This window comes from Borrelia turicatae 91E135, from assembly GCF_000012085.2.
Lineage (GTDB): Bacteria > Spirochaetota > Spirochaetia > Borreliales > Borreliaceae > Borrelia > Borrelia turicatae.
Window position 1 is genome coordinate 230,939 of sequence record NC_008710.1, and the last position, 20,401, is coordinate 251,339.

Consider the following 20,401-nt stretch of genomic DNA (forward strand, 5'->3'; position numbering starts at 1 on the left):
AATGAAAAGAAAAAAAATTTTCAACTTAATTTCAAAAACTTACCTAGAAGAATATGACACTGAAGGATGTTATTTTAAACATGAAAGTGGACTAGAAATATTTGAACTAAAAAATACCACATTTAAAGAAAATGCTTTTGGAATAGCATTCAAGACTATTCCCCTAAATAATACGGGGGTTGCTCATATCCTAGAGCACACGATTTTTTGCGGATCAAATAAATATAGAATAAAAGATCCTTTTCTTTATTTAATGAAAGGAAGCCTAAACACTTTCTTAAATGCAATGACATTTCCAGATAAGACTCTCTATCCAGCAGCATCTACAATCCAAAAAGATTATTTTAACTTATTCAAAATATATGCCGATGCTGTTTTTAACCCATTACTTAAAAAAGAAGCCTTTATGCAGGAAGGTTATAATATAAACCCAAATAACTTTAAACTATCTGGTATTGTCTTAAATGAAATGAAAGGTAATTATTCCAACAAAAATTCTTTAATTAACGAAATTGCTACCAATTCTCTTTTTTCTGAAGGTACCTATCAATACGATTCTGGGGGCAATCCTATCAATATCATTGACCTTACATACGAAGAATTTATCGAATTTTACAGAAAACACTATACACTAGAAAATTGTAAAATATTTTTATTTGGCAATATTGACACTAATAAAAATCTTAATTTTATTGAAAAATATATAATTAGACCTTATACAAAGGAAAAATTAAATATTAATTACAATATAAAAAAAACCACAAGATGGAATAAAGGTAAAACACTAAATTTTGATATCCCAAAAGAAACTGAAAATACACTAGGAGTATATGCAATAAACTGGTTATGTACTGATATTAAAAATATCAAAGAAAATATCGGACTTGAAATTCTATCAGAAATTCTCCTAGACAGCTCCTGTCAATTCACTATAAACATGCTAAAGAGTAATATTGGTGACGTAATAGCTGATGTTAGTGGCATCAACACAGACATAAAAGAATGCGTATTTTCATTCGGATTACAAAACGTAGTTCCAGGAAAAATGGAAGAATTTAAAAATATGGTTTTTAATGAACTTAAAAATCTTGTTAAAGTAAAAATTTCAGAAGAACTAATACAAGGTATTCTCTTTGGTTATGAATTTGCATTAAAAGAAGAAAAAGGACAAGGATGGCCTATTTCTTTAATGATCAAAAGTTTTAAAGGTTGGTTACATGGAATGCATCCAACTGAAACTTTAAAAATTAATTGTCATCTAGATGAGATTAAAAACAAACTAGAGAAAGGGGAACCTTACTTTGAAAATCTAATAGAAAAATATTTACTCAATAATAATCATTACACATTGATCCAATTTAATCCATCAGATACAGTCCTTAAAGAAATGGAAGAAAAAATAGAAAAAAAATTAATGGATAGAGAAATTGACATTAAGAAAAATCCAGAAAAATTTGCAGAATTTACTAAAGATTATAATCAATTTAAAGACTATCAAAAAAAGGAAGATCTTAAATCCGACATTACTAAGCTTCCCATGCTAAAAATAGAGGATTTACCAAAAGAAGTTGAAAAAAGTTTAATTCTTAATGAAACTCCTGAACTTAAAACACATACGTTTGAATTAAAGAAAAACAATAATATCTTCAATGTGCATCTATTTTTTAAATTAAATTTTCTACAAAAAGAAGATTTTATGCATCTTTCTTTATTAAAAAGAGCCATTCAAGATCTATCTACCCAAAATTATTCCTATGTAGATTTAAATAATAAAATCCAAAATACTTTGGGACAATTAAACATACATGAAAGTTATGAAGAAGATATACAAGGAAACATGATAAATTTATTTAACATAAATTTCAAATCATTTAACAATAAAATTCAAGAATCATTTATATTAATTAAAGAAATTTTAATCAACATAAATTTTCATGATTACGATAGATTAAAAGAAATAGTCTTAAGCCTAAAAAATGATTTTAAATCGATACTAATACCCAAAGGACATATCTTTGCAACAATAAGATCAGAATCAAAATTAAGTCAAAGCAAATATCTAAAAGAACTTCAAGTTGGCCTTACAGGAAGAGAATACTGGCAAAAAGTAAAGACAGACATAGAATCTTTAAGAGAACTTGCATCTAATTTAGAAAGGCTAAGGGACAAAATAATTTTTAAAGACAATCTCTCATCACTGCTTATAGGTAGTACTAACGATGTCATTAAAAGATTAGAAAGTGAATTATTCACATTAAGAGAAAGTTTAAGTAAAAAGACTTATATCAATAACCCAATTACAATACAACCATCAGGCAATATCTTAACAGAAATAATCATTATTCCATCAAAAATATCTTTTAACTCCATAAGCTTTGCAAGCTATAAAATAACAGATGAAAATTATCCAAAAATAAATTTCTTAACACATATATTAAAAAGTGGGATCTTATGGGAAAAAATAAGGGTCATGGGAGGAGCATACGGTGCATTTGCATCAATTACAAACGGAATATTTTCTTTTGCATCATATAGAGATCCTAACTTTGTAAAGACATATCAAGCATTTGAAACATCATTAGAAGAATTGGCTAATAACGAAATTAAAAACGAAGAACTCTATACATATTTAGTAGGAGTAATTGGTTTAAGTACAAATGTAAAAACCAAATCCATAGAAATATTAGAAAGCCATAAAAGAAAAATGCTAAACATTAGTGATCAGCTAAGACAAGATATAAGAAACTCTTACTTCAAAATAACAAGCACAGACATTAAAAATATATCTGAACAAGTATTAAACCAATTAAAACAAAAAAATAGCATTACATCTCTTGTTAACCATGCAACTTATGAAGATGAAAAAGAAAAACTAGAAGCATTTATTGGAACAAACTACAAGGTAAAAAAAATATATTAATATATAAGAAAAAAAATTACTTAAGCTTTTTATATTTTTTGTTAAATTTGTCAATTCTACCTGCTGCATCAACAAACTTTTGTTGACCTGTATAAAAAGGATGCGATTTGCTTGTAATTTCAACAGTAATTAATGGATACTCTTTATTATCACTATATTTAATTGTCTCTTTTGAAGTTAAAGTAGATCTAGTTAAAAACATCGTACCATTGGAACTATCTTTAAATATTACTAAATTACTAACAGGATGTATATCTTTTTTCATAATGCCTCTCTTAATTTGATAAAAGTTTAGTCTAAATTTCAAATAAAGTCAATTTTACTAATCCCCATTACTCATGGTCTTTAGGAAAATTTCATTGTTCTTACTCTTTTTCATCTTTTCAACTAAAGCTTCAACACCTTCATAATCATCAACACCACCTAAAATTTTTCTAATAAGCAAAATTTTAGAACGCTCCTCTTCACTTAAAAGCAATTCTTCTTTTCTTGTCCCTGATTTCTTAATATTAATAGCAGGAAAAAGCCTTCTATCTGCCAAACTCCTATCAAGAATTAACTCCATATTACCAGTACTTTTAAATTCCTCAAATATAACTTCATCCATCTTACTTCCAGTATCAACTAAAGCTGTAGCTATAATAGTAAGACTTCCACCTTCCTCAATATTTCTAGCAGAACCAAAAAATCTTTTTGGTTTATGTAAAGCATTAGAATCAACTCCACCTGAGAGTATCTTACCAGAAGTTGGCATAGTCTGATTATAAGCCCTTGCAAGTCTTGTAATAGAATCTAAAAGAATAACAACATCCTTTTTATTCTCAACAAGTCTTTTTGCCTTCTCAATAACCATCTCTGCAACCTGCACGTGTCTACTAGCCTGCTCATCAAAATTAGATGCAATGACCTCACCCTTAACACCCCGAATCATGTCAGTCACTTCTTCAGGTCTCTCATCAATAAGTAAAATCATTAAAACAATGTCTGGATAATTAGTAGTAATTGCATTTGCTATTTTTTGAAGCAAAGTAGTCTTCCCAGCCTTTGGAGGTGATACTATTAATGCTCTTTGTCCTTTTCCAATAGGAGAAAAAAGATTAATAAGCCTAGTGGAAATATTACAATTTTCATATTCAAGATCCAACTTTGAACTAGGATATAAAGGTGTTAAATTATCAAAAGGTATTCTATTTTGTGCAAATGTAGGGTCCTGGTCATTAATGCTTTTAATTTTAATCATTGCAAAAAATCTCTCACCATCCCTTGGAGACCTAATCTGCCCATATAAAATATCACCTGTCCTTAAATTAAAAAGTCTAATCTGAGACGGTGAAACATAAACATCATTACCTCCTGAAAGATAAGAATTAGATGCTGTACGCAAAAACCCGTACCCATCACTTAAAACATCAAGAACGCCAGTAAATAAAACATTAATATTATGTTCAGTTAATATCTTAACAAGTAAAAATATTAATTCTGTCTTCTTCATTGTTACCGCAATAGTATGATTAGTCCCAAGACCCTCAACAACTTTCCTGATTTCGGTAATGGGCTTATCATAAAGACTATCAATAACGATAAAATCTTTACCACCTAAAAAATTAATAATGTTGCTTTGCTCAAGAGTCTTAATACTATTTTCTAAATCTGGATCAGATATATCATAATCAAAACCTGACGAGACTCCATTAGATTCTCTCAATTTATCAATATTAGAGTTTTTAAGTCCACTAGCAACAGATTCTTTTTTAGTGACAACTTTAACTATTTTTTTCTTAGAATTATCCTCAATCTTTAATTCTTTAGAAGAATTTAAACGCTTCATTTCATCCTCTAAATCAAATTCCGCACATTTTTTATCCATAATCTCCTCTATGAGATAAATTTTTAAGAAGGGTATTTTATCAAAAATAATACTTAACCATTAAATAATCAATAAATATAACACTAATTCATTGAAAAGTATCTTTTAATTGTGAAACTGTAAAAGAAAATAAATCTATACTCTCATTAGATTTAATCATTTCACACTTACCATCAAAGACTATATTATCATTAATAAATATCTTTTTTGTCTTAACATCACCGTATATCTTACAACCACTATTTAAATAAACCTTATTGCTAGCATTAATATTTCCCTTTAAAATTCCTTCAATTATTAACGTATCGCAAATTACCACATCTGTAATAACTTTACTATTTTTACCTATAAAAAGTATTCCACTTTTTGAAAATATCTCCCCCTCAAAAGACGAATCAAGATATAAAGCACCCTCAAACTTTAACTTCCCTCTGAAAATTAAGCTTGAATCTAACTTACAGTCCCATTTGTAAGAATCCTTAATATTAACAGGCATTAACTATCCCTTAATGCCCCATACTCGTTCTTTTAAATCTTTTCCTGGACGAAAATAAGCAACATGATGATCATCAACATTAACATACTCACCTGTTTGAGGATTACGAGCATTCTGGCGACCTTTCCTTTTTCTAAGCTCAAATGTACCAAAAGATCTAAACTCTATGACATTATTAAGACAAAGACTATTTTTAAGCTCTTCAAAAAAAGCATCAACTACAAGCCTTATATATTTTTTTTCTAATTTTTCATTACTATTTTTAATATTTAAAGATATTTGGTTAACAATATCTGATTTAGTAACTTTGGGTCTTCTTGAAAAAGACATAAACTAGTTCCTTATCGTAATAACAAAATACTCAAATTTGATTTTTTACGTGCAGCTTTATTTCTATGAATTATTCTTTTTCTAGCAGCGGTATCTAATTTTTTTGAAACAAATTTAAAAAACTCCAAAGCTTCTTCTTTTTTACCTTCCCTTATAAGGTTCATACAACGCTTTTCTATTGTTTTCAACTCACTCTTAACACTTACATTTCTCAAATTCCGCTTCAAATTTTGCCGAGCTCGTTTTAATGCTGATGGATTATTGCCCAAATTAAACTCCTTAATGCAGCAAACATGATAATAAATAAATATACCAACTAATTACAATATAGTCAATCATACATTAAACACACTGCCTACAATATTTATCAATATAAGCAAATACCTTTTGCATAGAATAAGACATTCCCTCATTATTAATGTATACCTTTTTAAGAGTACCTCTATGATTATACACAAAAGACAAATAACCATCCCTACTCAGCTCAGAAACATGAACAAATATACTGTTAAAAAATTTATAAAAGTATTCTTTATGAGAAAAGATTTTTTTCTCATAAACAGAATCCTTTCTAAATTCATAAAAAATAACCAAATCTTTAATAACTAAAATATCATCTATTAAAACCTTAATACCGATAAGAAAAATAAAAAAAAATACTATTATGCTACCAAATGCAATATAACAAACAGACATGTTAATTAAAATTCGACACAAAAACATTAACAAATAAAGACCTGAAATATAATACCTTATCGGCAACTCCTCATTCTTTGCAATAAATAGATCACTTCTCATAATTTTAAGCTTCCTGAAAAAATTGCTTAAATATTTTTTTCTTAAAAAACAAATTTTTATTTTCCGTTTATTATTTAATCCTAGAATTAATATACTACCTGATAATCTCTTTTCAAACCATAGAATATCATTAAAAGTAAAATTAACCTTGGGATAAAATTTTTTATAAAAAATTTTATCCCCTTTACAATCAAGCTCATAAAAATATCTTAAATAAAAAATTATTAAAAAAAGATTTATCAATATTAAAAAAAGAACAAAAATACCAAAGATATTTTTATATAACAACATATAAAATACAGAAAAGCTCAAATTAAGAAGAAAAATAAAAATTAACCTGATTTTATAAAAAAAAAACTCATTCATATTAATAAATATTATATTTAAACATTAAATTTAAAGAAAATTATATCACCATCTCTTACTAAGTAATCTTTCCCTTCAAGCCTAAAACGCCCTTTCTCCTTGACGCCTTGAACACTCTGATATTCAATTAAATCATTAAATGAATATACTTCGGCTTTAATAAAACCTCTCTGAAAATCACTGTGAATGATACCTGCAGCTTCTGGAGCCTTCATTCCATCCATAAAAGTCCAAGCTTTAACTTCTTGCTCTCCAGCAGTAAAATAGGTTCTCAAACCTAAAGCATAATAAGTTGTTCGTATTAAATTGCTAAGACCACTATCATTAATTCCCATAGACTCAAGCATTTCCCTTCGCTCACGCAAGTCTTTAATCTCAATAAGTTCTGCCTCAACCTTAGCACACAAAATTAAATAATCATTACCCTCACCTAAAGCTATATTCTTTACGGTATCTGTATATTTATTGCCACAAAGAGAATTTTCATCAACATTACAAACATATATAACTTTTTTAATAGTTAAAAGATTTAAAGATTTGATAAAATCATATCCAAATTCATCAAATTCAAATTCAATTACCGGTCTAACATCCATTAAATGCTTCTCAAGGCTCTTAAGCATTGAAACAATCTTCTTTGCATTCTCACTAATCTTTTTATCAACGCTCTTTACATTTTTTTCATTCTTTAAAATGCTTTTCTGCACAGTATCAAGATCTGCAAGACATAGCTCTGTATTAATTGTGCTTATATCTCTTTGTGGATTTACATCTCCATCAACATGAATAACCTCTCTATCTTCAAAACATCTAACAACATGCACAATAATAGAAACCTCACGAATATTTGCCAAAAATTTATTACCAAGTCCCTCACCCCTAGAAGCCCCCTTCACAAGACCTGCAATATCAACGAATTCTATTACAGCAGGAACAGTTTTTTTTGACACAACCAAACTAGCAATTCTTGAAAGTCTCTCATCAGGAATTTCCACTATACCTATATTTGGATCAATAGTACAAAAAGGATAGTTAGCAATCTCTGATTTTGATGCTGTCAAAGATGAAAATAAAGTAGATTTACCAACATTGGGCAAACCCACTATTCCCACATTAAGCGCCATAACTAAAACTCCATAAAATTAAAATCTAATTAACCAAATACGCAAATTCGCCTCTACCTATTTGTTGATTAAAATTCACCTCAACAGATAGATTGTAATAACCATCAGGTTCTTGAAGTCCTGGATAATCATACTCAAGCAAATAAGTACCTGTTTTTTGTTTCATCATTAAATCATAAACCCTAGATACTCCCTCATAAGATGAAAAAGGAATAATTGCACCACCAGTTTCATTTACTAAATACTGTAATTTAGAATCAACAGGATTATTGCCAAATAATATCAAATAAAATCTAATATCATTATTCTTATAATAACTTAAAATAGTATCTATAGAATATCTATTAAAAGCAGAACGACTTAAATTTCCATTACTAAAATAAAGCACAGCTCTTCTTGCACTCTTTGACATAAGCTCAGAACCTGCAAGTTTAAGACTAACATCAGTCTTTACATAATTTGAATCATAAGCTCCAAGAGAATTTGTCTTATGAATAGTACTTAATAAACTTTCAATATTATCTACTAAAGGCACACTTGTTGCATTTATAAAACTAAATTTTTTATTCGCTCTAGACTTTATAAGAGTATTTACACCCATAATCTGTTCTGACTCATAATTTTTCATAGCAAAAGACTTATCAAAAACAATTGCAATATTCATATCATTAGAAGTATTAATATCATAAGCAATTTTAGGATTAACAATATAATATTCTTCATTAGCAATCGCAAAATTTTCGCTCTTTAGACCTATAACTGGCAAGCCATTTCTATTACTAACATTAAGTTCAACATAAATTTTAGGACCTCCGACCCTAATTACTCGACGTACATCAACATTTAAACTATCATAAACACTAACATCACTTTTATAAACCGAAATCTGAGCATTATCAAAATCTGAAACAATTACTTGATTATTAACATCAATAATTGAAGATGAAATTTTAGAATCAATCTTATCTGCTTTTAAAAGCTTAACAAATGTCTTTCTTAAAACACTGTACTTATAAACACCATACTTTGAAGATATAATAATATTATTGCCTGTAAAATCACTACTAAGACCTTCTATTCCCTCAAGAGAAGTTGCAATAGAATATAAATGATTACCACTAGTATCAAAAACCTCAATGGAATTTTTCGAAGTATCAGCAACATAAATATTTCCATTTAAATATGTAACACCTGTTGGACCTAAAAGCCCCATATATCCAACTGTTTTAACACCAAAATGCAAAATAAAATTTCCCTTAGCATCAAATTTACTTACCCGCTTATTGCCCCATTCACTAACATAAATATAACCTCTCTCATCAACTGTCATATACTGAGGAGCAAGCAATTCACCAGGATCAGTGCCTTTTTTCCCAATCGAACCCCTTTTAATACCAAAAGTTTTATCATATATGCCAATCTCATCATTTGAACAAAGTGTCACATACAATAGGTCACCAAGTTCAATTACGTCATAAGGCGACTTTAAAGAAGTGATTCCATCTTTAATCAAAACACTAACATTATTGTTAGCATCAAAATGTAATATTTCATTTCCTACAAAATTAACAGCATAATACCCACCATATTGATCAGCTTTTAAAGAGGTAATCTGATATCCATTTGGCCGTCTATAAATAGAATTATTAAGAAAAGCAACTTGAATAAATCTCTCAACATCAAGTTCATTACTTAATGATATACCTCTTCTTTGTTCAATTATAGATATTAACTGTCTAAGATAAGCTGCCTTATACCCTTGGGATTGCAGATTGCGCCATTCCCTCAAAGCTTCTTCAACATATCCCAACCTATAATAAACATTACCTATCCAAAAACGATAATCTAGATTACTTGGATCAAAACTTAAAACTCTTTTAAAAGATAATAAAGCATCATCATAAAGCCCATTATTATAAGAATTAAGTGCCAATTTAAATTCTTCCTGAGCATCTTTGTTGGTAACTATACCTTGAGAATTTAAAACAAATGTACTCAAAAAAAATAAAACAAATAAATTAAATATTAAAATCATTCTCTTTATACTTAAACAAATACTATATAAATTTGATATTGTTATACAAAACATACTATATATATTATACTATGCAATATGGCATATTAATATCTGTACCACTTAATATGCCATATATTTTTATAGATAAATATCAGTAAAAAAAGAGGGAAAATGAAAACAAGATATTTCTTACTAGCCACATTTTCTGGAATGCTTACCACTCTGGCAATTCCAAATGAAATAAAAAATATGGGATATTCAAGTATTGGTCTAGTTGCATATATACCACTTTTCATTGCATTAATTAAAGTAAAAGATAAAAAAACTCTCATCGGTTTAACAATTTTTTACTTTTTAGTAGCTAATAGTCTACAAAATTTTTGGCTTGCATTTTTTCATTCATTTGGGCTAATTACATTCTTAGGAGCAGTATCTGGATATATTCCCTACGCTTTCGTTTTAGGATATTTTCTATACTATGCATTAAAAACTTTTAAAAATAAAACATTGACTTTAGCTATACTTTTCACATTTTATGATTATTCAAAATCAATTGGATTCGCAGCATATCCTTGGGGATTCTCAGCCTTTATGGTAAACAACTTCAATGACCTTATACAAGTAGCTGATATTTTTGGGGTCTTTTTTGTATGCTTCATCGTTTACTTTTTTAATGCAGGAATTGCAAATTTTTTAATAAGACAAAACAAAATAAACACATTAAACGTATTATTCTCCGTTCTATTAGTAAGTACATCTTTTGCTTACGGAATCATGAAAAAAATAGAATTAAATCCAATCTTAAACAAAGAAATAGACACTCTAAATATTGCAGCAATCCAACTTAACATTGACCCATGGCTACCTGGAAATCATAAAAAAGGAATTCAAACATCTATAAAGCTTACAAAACAAGCCTTAAGAAAACATCCTGATACAGAACTTGTACTTTGGAGCGAAGGGGCATTAGCCTTGCCATTCAATTCTTACAAAGATTACATTTATTATGATGAAGAATTGATTGAATTATATGATTCAGTAAATGAACTAATAAGCAACAGCAAAGCTCATTTTGTCATTGGTTCACCTTCAAAACCAGATAAAAGATCATTAACACATCAAAATTCAGTTTACGCAATAAAACCTAACCTTAAGATAGAAAATATATACTCTAAAATATTTTTAGTTCCATTCTCAGAAAAAATACCATTTTATGAATATAAATTTGTAAGAAAATTCTTCCGTCAAAACTTTAACATTACAGGACAAATCAACGGCAATAAACTTGAAATCTTTAAACTCAAAAAATTCAATTTGGGACTCTTAATATGCTATGATGATGCATTCCCAGACCTTGCAAGAAATTACAAAAAACAAAACGCAAATCTACTATTAAATTTTTCAAATGATTCTTGGTCACATACAGATTCATCAGAATGGCAACATTTTGTAGTAGCAAAATTTAGAAGCATAGAAAATGGAATCAAAACCGTTAGAGCTACAAATTCCGGAATCACTGCTATAATAAATGAATATGGGGAAAATGTTAAAAGTTTAGCAACATTCAAAAAAGGATATCTAATATCAAGAATAAAATTGCCTCCAAGATTCACAACAATCTATGAACACATTGGAGACCTATTTATATATGTTTTGGCAATAGTAATTGTAATCATGACACTAAGATTCTATTTTATTGAAAAGAGTACCCATTTATCATCCTGATTTTCAAAACATAAAGTTTGAACATCTCTCCAAAATGGAATATTTTTAGTAACATCATTTTTCTTAGCTTTAACTCTAACACTATAAGAAACATCTGTATTTTTTATAATATTTAAAGATTTGAGGTCATAAAAATCATCAACTGCAAGATAACTTACATCGTCCTTACTAATATCATTTGAAACCAGCTCTAAACTTGAAATAAAATCAGTTTTAGGCTCAATTCTACCCAACACTTTCACTTCATCGGCCACAACAGAATCAAGTAAATTTAAATCCTGCAAGAGAAGAGCTCTTACAAATTTACTAAACTGAAATTTAACTGCTTGTTCTTTATATTTCTCTCTCTCTCTATTTGCAATATATTCTATTTTAGGAGCATTTGTTATTTCGCTAATTTCAATTTTACTATGAATTATCCCTGGAATATCATCAAGTTTAACATCATCAAATGCAAGGAAGTTGGTCTCACCCTCCAATTTAATCTTAGAATCAATTTCCTCTACAGCGACTTTAAGATTAACTTCTTCTTTCAGTCTCGGATAAATCTCCAAAGCCTTTTTTTGAAAAATTTTCCCCTTTCTAACTTTACCAACATCAATGTATCGCTGCCCAACCTCATAATAAAAAATAGCAAGTTCCTTTTGTTGCTCATCAACTACAGAACCATTTTTTGCAAATAAACTTATAAAAGCAAAAGAAAAAAACAATAACACCAATTTTTTCATACTAACCTCCAATAAAATCTAGTCATCCTCAAAAAAACAAAAATACAACCATAAATCATCTATAAATAATTATATTACAAGTTTATCTTTAATGAAAGCAATAAGCTTGCTTTTGTGTTTATCATCAAAAATATTTATGCTATTGTAATCAAAGCTCAATTTAGGCGATAAATCATAACTATCATACCAACTTAAATATTTCTCATTAAGACCTTCAAGATACTCTCTAGGAATGCCTGTCTCAAAACTCCTATTTCTATTTTTAATGCGACGCTCAGCTTCATCAACGCTACAATCAAGATAAATCATCAATACAGGTTTCTGAGAATGTTCAAGCATATTATCAAGCAAATCAAGATATATCTTATATTCATCATTGGAAATATATCCACTATCATTTAAAAGAGAAGCAAATACACGATCGCCATAAATAGATCTATCAAGTATCCCTCCCTTAGTCTTAAATATACTCTTTATAAGCTTAAATCTTTCATTTAAAAAATTAATCTGAACTAAAAAAGCCCACCTAGACTTATCCTTATAAAATTTATCTAACATAGACAATGTAAATTCATTATTTAATTCACTGTAAAAAGGAATATTAAACTCCTTAGACAAAACATGTCCAAGCGTAGTTTTTCCTACTCCAATTAAACCCTCAATTACAATCACCAAACCTGCCTCCAAAATTTCTAACTAATATTTTCTAACTAACATTAATAATAATTAAAAACAACATCATTTAAACAAATAAAAACATAAATTATTAAAAAAACATAAAGTAATAAAATGTTTAAAAACATAAACCAAGTATTGGTAAATTCATATTTTTAAATTATTGACATTAACAACAATAAAAAATAAAATCTCTAATATACAAAACAATTTCATATACTTTAATGCTTAAATTCAGGAGAATATTCAATGAATAGCAAATACAATCTAAATAGTCAAATAACACTGTTTAAAGCAATAATTAAAAAATCCATAAAGGAAAGATGTAAAAAATTTTTCATCTCAAAAAGATTCACAAATAAAATCAAAGAATTAATCAAAAGTTTTAATTTATACAGCACAAATCATATAATTTTAAACGACCAAAAAGGCAATGGTCACAATTGGCACAAATTTATAACTCATAATCTCATCCCCTTGATAACAAAAAATTTATTAATGAATAAGAACCTATGCTACAAAAATAAATATAAAGAGCATATCAATGGTCTTATATCAAGTTTCACAAATTCTAAGATAATGAATATTGAAATATCAAATGAAAAAAGAGCAATTAGTCAGCATAAAAAGACTTCACTAAAGTTTTCATATTTGGCAATAATTTAACAAATTCAACATAACTAGTACATATTAAAAAAATATTATGAGAGAAAATGAAAATAAAAAATTATAAAAAAACACCATGTAAATTGAAAAAATATAAAAAGTTAATTTCAAATTAGATTTTAAGTAATATAAGGGAGTTAAAGTATGATTTATATACGATTTAAAGAATTTATTGCAGAATTTTTAGGTACATTTATTTTACTGGCACTTGGAACAGGTTCTGTAGCAATGACAACCTTATTCCCATCAAACCCTTCTGTAACTGGAGAAATAATAAAGGGAGGCTATACAAATATAGTACTTGGCTGGGGACTTGGTGTAACATTTGGGGTTTATACAGCAGCAAGAATTAGTGGTGCACACTTAAATCCTGCCATTAGCATTGGATTAGCTACTATTGGCAGATTTCCAACGGCAAAACTTTTTCACTACATTTCAGCACAAATACTTGGAGCATTTTCTGGGGCTCTAATGACATTAATTGTATTTTACCCAAAATGGATAGAAATAGATCCTGCATTTGAAAATACCCAAGGAATCATGTCAACTTTTCCCGCTGTCCCTGGTTTTTGGCCTGGATTTATTGACCAAATATTTGGAACATTTTTACTAATGTTTTTAGTTCTAGTTGTTGGAAAATTTATAAAAGGAGACACTCAAAATCCATTTTTTCCTTTCATTATTGGATCAATAGTTTTAGCCATTGGAATAAGCTTTGGGGGAATGAATGGTTACGCTATTAATCCAGCAAGGGATTTGGGACCAAGAATATTACTACTACTAGCCGGTTTTAAAAATCACGGTTTTGACGAAATGAACGTATTCATTATCCCTATATTAGGTCCAATAATTGGTACTATCCTAGGTGCTATAGTTTACGAATTTACCTTAGAAGACAAGGAATGATCCTAAATACAATTCAAGCTAACATTGGTTATAACAATAATGCTAAGGAGGAACAATGAATATGAAATATATTCTATCTATTGATCAAGGTACAACTAGTTCAAGAGCAATAATATTTGACAAAAAAGCAAACATAAAAGGATTTGCACAAAAAGAATTTAAACAAATTTATCCATATCCAAGTTGGGTTGAACATAATCCAAACGAAATATGGAGCTCAATATTAGGAGTCATGGCAGAAGCTTTAGCAAATGCAAGAACTTTTCCCAATGAAATTGAAGCAATTGGAATTACGAATCAAAGAGAAACGACAATTATTTGGGATAGGCAAACAGGACATCCAATTTATAACGCAATAGTCTGGCAAGATAGAAGAACAGCACAACTTTGCGATGAATTAAAAGCAAGAGGACAAGATAAAAATTTTTTAAAAAAAACAGGTCTTGTATTAGATGCTTATTTTAGCGGTACAAAAATAAAATGGATATTGGATAATGTTGCAGGAGCAAGAAAACGAGCAGAAAAGGGAGAATTATGTTTTGGAACAATAGATACTTGGATAGTCTGGAACCTTACTAAAGGAAAAATACATATTACAGATTATTCTAATGCATCAAGAACCCTACTCTTAAACATTAAATCACTTGAATGGGACGAAGAACTACTGCAAATATTAAACATCCCAAAATCAATTCTACCTGAACTTAAACAAAGTTCCGAAGTGTATGGAAAAACCGACTCTTCCATACTGGGGACAGAAATCACTATTTCAGGAATTGCGGGTGATCAGTTTGCAGCAACATTTGGACAAGCATGTCTTCAAAAAGGAATGGCTAAAAATACCTATGGAACTGGTTGCTTTGTTACCGTTAATATAGGAAAAAACCCTATTATTAATGAACAACAAACACTTTTAACGTCAATTGCATGGGGAAGAAAAAATTCAATAACTTATGTTCTTGAGGGAAGTGTTTTCATTGGAGGAGCTGTAATTCAATGGTTAAAAGATAATCTAGAATTATTTAGAAAAAATAGTGATGCAGAGGCACTGGCAGCCTCAGTAAATAATAATGGGGGTGTTTATTTTGTACCAGCATTTGTAGGCCTTGGAACACCTCATTGGGATTCTTATGCCAGAGGAACAATTATTGGACTTACAAGAAGCTCAACAAAAGAACACATTACAAGAGCCGCTCTTGAGAGCATTGCATTGCAAAGCTTTGATGTACTAACCGAAATGCAAAACTCAATTCAAGGTTTTGCAATAAAAGAACTAAGAGTTGATGGAAAAGCCAGTCAAAATAATCTACTTATGCAATTTCAAGCTGATATTTTACAGTGCAATGTTGTCAGACCAAAAATTACAGAAACTACTGCTCTTGGTTCTGCTTATCTGGCAGGACTTGCTGTGGGATATTGGGAAAGTACTGAAGAGATTACAAGTCTTTGGAAATCAGATAAAATATTTGAACCTTCAATGGAAAATAGCAAAAGAGAAGATTTAATCTATAATTGGCATAAAGCTATTAAGAGAGCAAAGGATTGGATCCAATAACATTTATATTACTAATTTGTTAAAATCCAAAGACTAGTATTTCTTAAGTTATAAACGTAATATATAAAATTAATATTTGATAAATACAACGGAGATGTTAAATTATGAAGAAGTTATTTGATTTTTTAAAACCAGCACCTCACATAAAGAGAGTACACAAAGAAATAGAAGATTCACTATATAAAAAGTTAAGGTTGCAAATCTTTATTTCAATATTCATTGGATATGCTGGTTTTTATTTAACTAGAAAAATTTTTTCATTTGCTATACCAGAGCTCGAAAAAGAAGGTTTCAATAAAGGCCAATTAGGAATAGCTTTATCTGGAGTTTCAATTGCATATGGATTTTCTAAATTTATTATGGGAAATATCTCAGATCGGAGCAATCCTAGATATTTTCTAGCACTAGGACTACTGCTTACAGCAATAATTACCTTGTTATTTGGATTATTTTCATGGCAATTACTCGACCCCACAACTGCGATAATGTTAATGTTTATTTTGATGTTTGCAAATGGATGGGTTCAAGGCATGGGATGGCCTGCGTGCGGAAGAACTATGGTTCACTGGTGGGCAAAAAAAGAAAGGGGAATAACTGTAGCTACTTGGAATTTAGCTCACAATATAGGAGGAGGAGCAGCTGGAATAATATCCGCTTGGGCTTTAATTCACTTTAAAGAATGGCAAGCCATATTTTATGTACCAGCAATATTAGTATTAGGAATTGCAATATTTATTCTCATTACACTACGAGATACACCTCAATCTGTAGGATTACCACCAATTGAAGAATATAAAAATGATTATCCTGACGACTATACAGAAGAGGCAGAAAAAGAACTTAATGCAAAAGATATATTTATAAAATATGTCCTTAACAATAAACTGCTATGGTACATAGCTACTGCTAACGCATTTATATACTTTGTCAGATACGGAGTCCTAGACTGGGCACCATCATATCTCTCGCAAGTAAAAAACTTTTCCATCAAAAATTCAGGATGGGCATATTCCCTTTATGAATTTTCAGCTATCCCTGGAACAATAATTTGCGGATGGATATCTGATAAAATTTTTAAAGGAAGAAGATCTGAGACTGGAATAATTTTTATGACCGCTGCTCTTATTACAATAATTATATATTGGCAACTACCAGAAAATAATCCAACACTTACAACTATTCTCTTAGCAATAATAGGATTTTTAATCTACGGCCCTGTTATGCTTATTGGTCTTCACGCTCTTGATCTTGCACCCAAAAAAGCTGCGGGCACTGCTGCAGGATTTACAGGATTATTTGGATATATAGGAGGTTCTGTTACTGCTAGCGCTATTACAGGTCTTGTACTGCAACACTTTAATTGGAATGTTTATTTTTATCTATTAATAACTGCTTGCATATTTTCAATACTATTTATAAGTTTAACACTCAAGCAAGAGAAAAAAATTAATAATACCAATAAACAATAATTATATAAATATGGAAGCTTAATAAGTAAATATATTATAATAAGGTAATCATCACAATATAAGGGGTTAAATAATGAAATTAATTAAAACAAAATTATTAATGCTTACAATGAATATTTTTCTCATCATTGCCTGTCAGAATGAAAAAATGAGTATGACAAACAAAAAACCACCATTAATTATAGCTCACAGAGGTGCTAGCGGGTATTTACCAGAACATACCTTAGAAGCTAAAGCATTCGCTTATGCTTTAGGAGCTGACTACCTAGAACAAGATATCGTTTTGACAAAAGATAATGTTCCTATTATAATGCATGACCCAGAACTTGATACAACAACAAATGTTGCAAAACTATTTCCTGAAAGAGCTAGAGAAAACGGAAGATACTATTCTGTTGATTTTACACTAGATGAGCTTAAATCACTAAGTCTTAGCGAAAGATTTGATCTAGAAACCAGAAAACCAATATATCCCAACCGTTTTCCCTTAAACGAATATAACTTTAAAATCCCAACTTTAGAGGAAGAAATACAATTTATACAAGGATTAAACAAAAGTACAGGAAGAAACGTTGGAATTTACCCTGAGATTAAAAAACCCTTATGGCATAAACAACAAGGTAAAGATATCTCTAAAATTGTAATAGAAATTTTAAATAAATATGGATATAAGTCAAAAGAAGACAAAATTTATCTTCAAACATTCGACTTTGACGAATTAAAGAGAATAAGGGAAGAACTTGGATATCAAGGAAAATTAATAATGCTTGTTGGCGAAAATGACTGGGATGAAGCACCAACAGACTATGAATACATAAAATCACAAGAAGGTATGACAGAGGTTGCAAAATATGCCGATGGAATTGGACCTTGGATACCCCAAATTATAATTGATGGAAAAATAACAGATCTAACAAGTTTAGCTCACAAATATAACATGGAGGTTCATGCTTATACATTTAGAATTGACTCATTACCTTCATATGTAAAAGATGCAAATGAGCTATTAGATCTATTATTTAACAAAGCTAAAATAGATGGCCTATTTACAGATTTTACTGATACAGTAGTGAAGTTTGTAAAACAATAAAACGATAACTATAATTTTAATAAGGAGAATATCTGATTTTTATGGGTAAAAATAAAAAAAAAGAATTAAGAGATATTGATAATCAAGATTTTGACTTAATAATAGTTGGAGGAGGAGCAACTGGCCTTGGCATTGGAATAGACTCAATTACAAGAGGATACAAAACTTTACTCATTGAAAAATTTGATTATGCAAAAGGTACTTCCTCTAGATCAACTAAACTAATACACGGAGGCGTAAGGTATTTAGCACAATTAAATGTGCCTTTAGTCAAAGAGGCCTTATATGAGAAAGCTTTACTTGAAACAAATGCACCCCACTTAGTTAGTAAATGTGAATTTGTTACGCCCATATATAACATTTTAAATATTCCTTACTACTATTTCGGATTAAGTTGGTATCACAACCTTCTTGGCAAGCATAAAAAATCTCAGTATAAAACAAAGCTATTATCAAAATCCAAAACAATAGAAAAAATGCCAAATATTAAAACCAAAGGTCTTAAATGCTCTGTTTTATACTACGATGCTTCATTTGATGATGCCAGAATGGCAATAAGTATGCTTAGAACTTTCACTGAAAAAGGAGGAATTGCGTTTAATTATACAGAACCCACAAATTTTATCAAAAAAAATGGCAAAATATCTGGTGCTATTATTAAAGATAGAATGACTAAAGAACAAGTTATCATTAATAGCAAATGCATAATAAATGCAACAGGAATCTTTGCAGACGAGATCAGAAAATTAGATGATACTAATGCAGCTAACATTATAAAACCTTCCCAAGGAACACATTTAGTAATTAACAAAGATAAACTACATACCGAATACGCAATGCTAATGCCTAAGACAAGTGATAAGAGAATCTTATTTGCTGTACCTTGGTATGATGTCATTGTTTGCGGAACTACAGATATTGCAATAAACAAAATTGAGGAAGAGCCTAAAAGACTAGAGAGTGAAATTGAATTCATAATAAAAAATATAAATAACTACTTAGATATTAAAATAACAAAAAATGATATTCTAAGTGTTTACTCAGGAATTAGACCCTTAATAGTAGCTCCCAAAGAGAAAAAAAATACCTCAAAAATATCAAGAAACGATAAAATATTTGTATCAGACTCAAATCTCATTACAATTGCCGGAGGGAAATATACTACTTACAGAAAGATGGCTGAAAAAGTTCTAAAAAGAGCAATAGAAGAAAATTTAATACCTGATTCAAAGTCTATAACAGAAAACCTCAAGCTGCATGGGTATATAGAAAGAGAAGAAGCACTTAAAATTCCTGAATATTTTAGAGCTTATGGAAGTGATTTCGAACATTTAAGTCAAATGAAAGACTTTAACAAAAAGATTCACACAGACTTGCCATTAAATGAAGCCCAAATAACCTTTGCCATTGAATTTGAACAAGCAAAAACTGTTGAAGACATTTTATCAAGAAGAACAAGATCGTTACTTTTTAATGCAAAAGCCACAATTGAATCCACACCAAAGGTCGCTGAAATTATGATGCATAAACTTGGCAAATCTAAAGAATGGAAAACAGAGCAAATAAAAAACTTTAAAGAGGTAGCAACAAAATATTTAGTTTAAAATATAAAGGATATGATATAATCCTTCATATTTTAAAATTTTCATGTATCATAAGCTTATATTAT

General features: G+C 29.3%; 17 protein-coding genes. 7 read left to right on the forward strand and 10 right to left on the reverse strand.

The window, feature by feature from the left end:
* Position 1 precedes the first annotated feature (1 nt).
* Positions 2-2,920 (forward strand): insulinase family protein, encoded by a 2,919-nt coding sequence (locus BT0_RS01115; protein ID WP_011772182.1) that lies wholly within the window; start codon positions 2-4, stop codon positions 2,918-2,920.
* Positions 2,921-2,936: 16 nt separating this feature from the next.
* Here the strand turns inward: BT0_RS01115 and BT0_RS01120 are convergent, their stop codons facing one another.
* The 8 genes from BT0_RS01120 to BT0_RS01155 form a co-directional block, all read right to left on the reverse strand.
* On the reverse strand, positions 2,937-3,185 hold the full coding sequence (locus BT0_RS01120; RefSeq protein ID WP_025375264.1) for a type B 50S ribosomal protein L31: 249 nt from the start codon (positions 3,183-3,185) through the stop codon (positions 2,937-2,939).
* A 57-nt stretch (positions 3,186-3,242) separates the two neighbouring features.
* Positions 3,243-4,787, reverse strand: coding sequence for a transcription termination factor Rho (gene rho / locus BT0_RS01125; protein ID WP_011772184.1), 1,545 nt, complete (start codon positions 4,785-4,787; stop codon positions 3,243-3,245).
* 88 nt (positions 4,788-4,875) lie between these two features.
* Positions 4,876-5,283: a bactofilin family protein gene (locus BT0_RS01130; protein ID WP_011772185.1), complete on the reverse strand. Its 408-nt coding sequence runs from the start codon at positions 5,281-5,283 to the stop codon at positions 4,876-4,878.
* 3 nt (positions 5,284-5,286) lie between these two features.
* Positions 5,287-5,613 carry an HU family DNA-binding protein gene (locus BT0_RS01135; RefSeq protein WP_011772186.1) on the reverse strand — a complete coding sequence of 109 codons (327 nt, stop codon included), beginning with the start codon at positions 5,611-5,613 and terminating at the stop codon, positions 5,287-5,289.
* A gap of 11 nt (positions 5,614-5,624) precedes the next feature.
* Positions 5,625-5,882, reverse strand: coding sequence for a 30S ribosomal protein S20 (gene rpsT / locus BT0_RS01140; RefSeq protein WP_011772187.1), 258 nt, complete (start codon positions 5,880-5,882; stop codon positions 5,625-5,627).
* Positions 5,883-5,955: 73 nt separating this feature from the next.
* Positions 5,956-6,777, reverse strand: coding sequence for a hypothetical protein (locus BT0_RS06195; RefSeq protein ID WP_011772188.1), 822 nt, complete (start codon positions 6,775-6,777; stop codon positions 5,956-5,958).
* A gap of 17 nt (positions 6,778-6,794) precedes the next feature.
* A complete protein-coding gene (gene ychF, locus BT0_RS01150; RefSeq protein WP_011772189.1) occupies positions 6,795-7,901 on the reverse strand; it encodes a redox-regulated ATPase YchF in 1,107 nt (368 codons plus the stop codon).
* 25 nt (positions 7,902-7,926) lie between these two features.
* On the reverse strand, positions 7,927-9,933 hold the full coding sequence (locus BT0_RS01155) for a hypothetical protein (RefSeq protein WP_181005557.1): 2,007 nt from the start codon (positions 9,931-9,933) through the stop codon (positions 7,927-7,929).
* A gap of 156 nt (positions 9,934-10,089) precedes the next feature.
* On the opposite strand from BT0_RS01155, the gene lnt reads away from it, so the two are divergent.
* The gene (gene lnt, locus BT0_RS01160; protein ID WP_011772191.1) at positions 10,090-11,643 is read left to right on the forward strand and encodes an apolipoprotein N-acyltransferase; all 1,554 of its coding nucleotides are present in this window, start codon (positions 10,090-10,092) and stop codon (positions 11,641-11,643) included.
* Here lnt and BT0_RS01165 read toward each other — a convergent pair.
* A complete protein-coding gene (locus BT0_RS01165; RefSeq protein WP_041178431.1) occupies positions 11,607-12,371 on the reverse strand; it encodes a hypothetical protein in 765 nt (254 codons plus the stop codon). The two genes, lnt and BT0_RS01165, sit on opposite strands and share 37 nt — an antisense overlap.
* Before the next feature lie 69 nt (positions 12,372-12,440).
* Entirely contained in the window at positions 12,441-13,043 is a 603-nt protein-coding gene (locus BT0_RS01170) for a deoxynucleoside kinase (RefSeq protein ID WP_041178432.1), read from the reverse strand.
* A gap of 813 nt (positions 13,044-13,856) precedes the next feature.
* Here BT0_RS01170 and BT0_RS01180 point away from each other — a divergent pair.
* From BT0_RS01180 to BT0_RS01200, 5 genes are all read left to right on the forward strand, one after another.
* Positions 13,857-14,618, forward strand: coding sequence for an MIP/aquaporin family protein (locus BT0_RS01180; protein WP_011772195.1), 762 nt, complete (start codon positions 13,857-13,859; stop codon positions 14,616-14,618).
* Positions 14,619-14,679: 61 nt separating this feature from the next.
* Positions 14,680-16,173, forward strand: coding sequence for a glycerol kinase GlpK (gene glpK / locus BT0_RS01185; protein ID WP_041178564.1), 1,494 nt, complete (start codon positions 14,680-14,682; stop codon positions 16,171-16,173).
* A gap of 104 nt (positions 16,174-16,277) precedes the next feature.
* Positions 16,278-17,642, forward strand: a complete 1,365-nt coding sequence (glpT, locus tag BT0_RS01190) for a glycerol-3-phosphate transporter (protein ID WP_011772197.1) — start codon at positions 16,278-16,280, stop codon at positions 17,640-17,642.
* 73 nt (positions 17,643-17,715) lie between these two features.
* Entirely contained in the window at positions 17,716-18,732 is a 1,017-nt protein-coding gene (glpQ, locus tag BT0_RS01195) for a glycerophosphodiester phosphodiesterase (protein ID WP_011772198.1), read from the forward strand.
* A gap of 41 nt (positions 18,733-18,773) precedes the next feature.
* On the forward strand, positions 18,774-20,336 hold the full coding sequence (locus BT0_RS01200) for a glycerol-3-phosphate dehydrogenase/oxidase (protein WP_011772199.1): 1,563 nt from the start codon (positions 18,774-18,776) through the stop codon (positions 20,334-20,336).
* The last annotated feature ends 65 nt before the right edge of the window (positions 20,337-20,401 follow it).

Coding starts and splice junctions, on each gene's coding strand:
- glpK (WP_041178564.1), top strand. CDS start 14,680: ATGAAATATATTCTATCTATTGATCAAGGTACAACTAGTTCAAGAGCA.
- ychF (WP_011772189.1), bottom strand. CDS start 7,901: ATGGCGCTTAATGTGGGAATAGTGGGTTTGCCCAATGTTGGTAAATCT.
- BT0_RS01200 (WP_011772199.1), top strand. CDS start 18,774: ATGGGTAAAAATAAAAAAAAAGAATTAAGAGATATTGATAATCAAGAT.
- BT0_RS01130 (WP_011772185.1), bottom strand. CDS start 5,283: ATGCCTGTTAATATTAAGGATTCTTACAAATGGGACTGTAAGTTAGAT.
- BT0_RS01180 (WP_011772195.1), top strand. CDS start 13,857: ATGATTTATATACGATTTAAAGAATTTATTGCAGAATTTTTAGGTACA.
- BT0_RS01115 (WP_011772182.1), top strand. CDS start 2: ATGAAAAGAAAAAAAATTTTCAACTTAATTTCAAAAACTTACCTAGAA.
- BT0_RS01135 (WP_011772186.1), bottom strand. CDS start 5,613: ATGTCTTTTTCAAGAAGACCCAAAGTTACTAAATCAGATATTGTTAAC.
- rho (WP_011772184.1), bottom strand. CDS start 4,787: ATGGATAAAAAATGTGCGGAATTTGATTTAGAGGATGAAATGAAGCGT.
- BT0_RS01165 (WP_041178431.1), bottom strand. CDS start 12,371: ATGAAAAAATTGGTGTTATTGTTTTTTTCTTTTGCTTTTATAAGTTTA.
- glpT (WP_011772197.1), top strand. CDS start 16,278: ATGAAGAAGTTATTTGATTTTTTAAAACCAGCACCTCACATAAAGAGA.
- BT0_RS06195 (WP_011772188.1), bottom strand. CDS start 6,777: ATGAATGAGTTTTTTTTTTATAAAATCAGGTTAATTTTTATTTTTCTT.
- BT0_RS01120 (WP_025375264.1), bottom strand. CDS start 3,185: ATGAAAAAAGATATACATCCTGTTAGTAATTTAGTAATATTTAAAGAT.
- lnt (WP_011772191.1), top strand. CDS start 10,090: ATGAAAACAAGATATTTCTTACTAGCCACATTTTCTGGAATGCTTACC.
- glpQ (WP_011772198.1), top strand. CDS start 17,716: ATGAAATTAATTAAAACAAAATTATTAATGCTTACAATGAATATTTTT.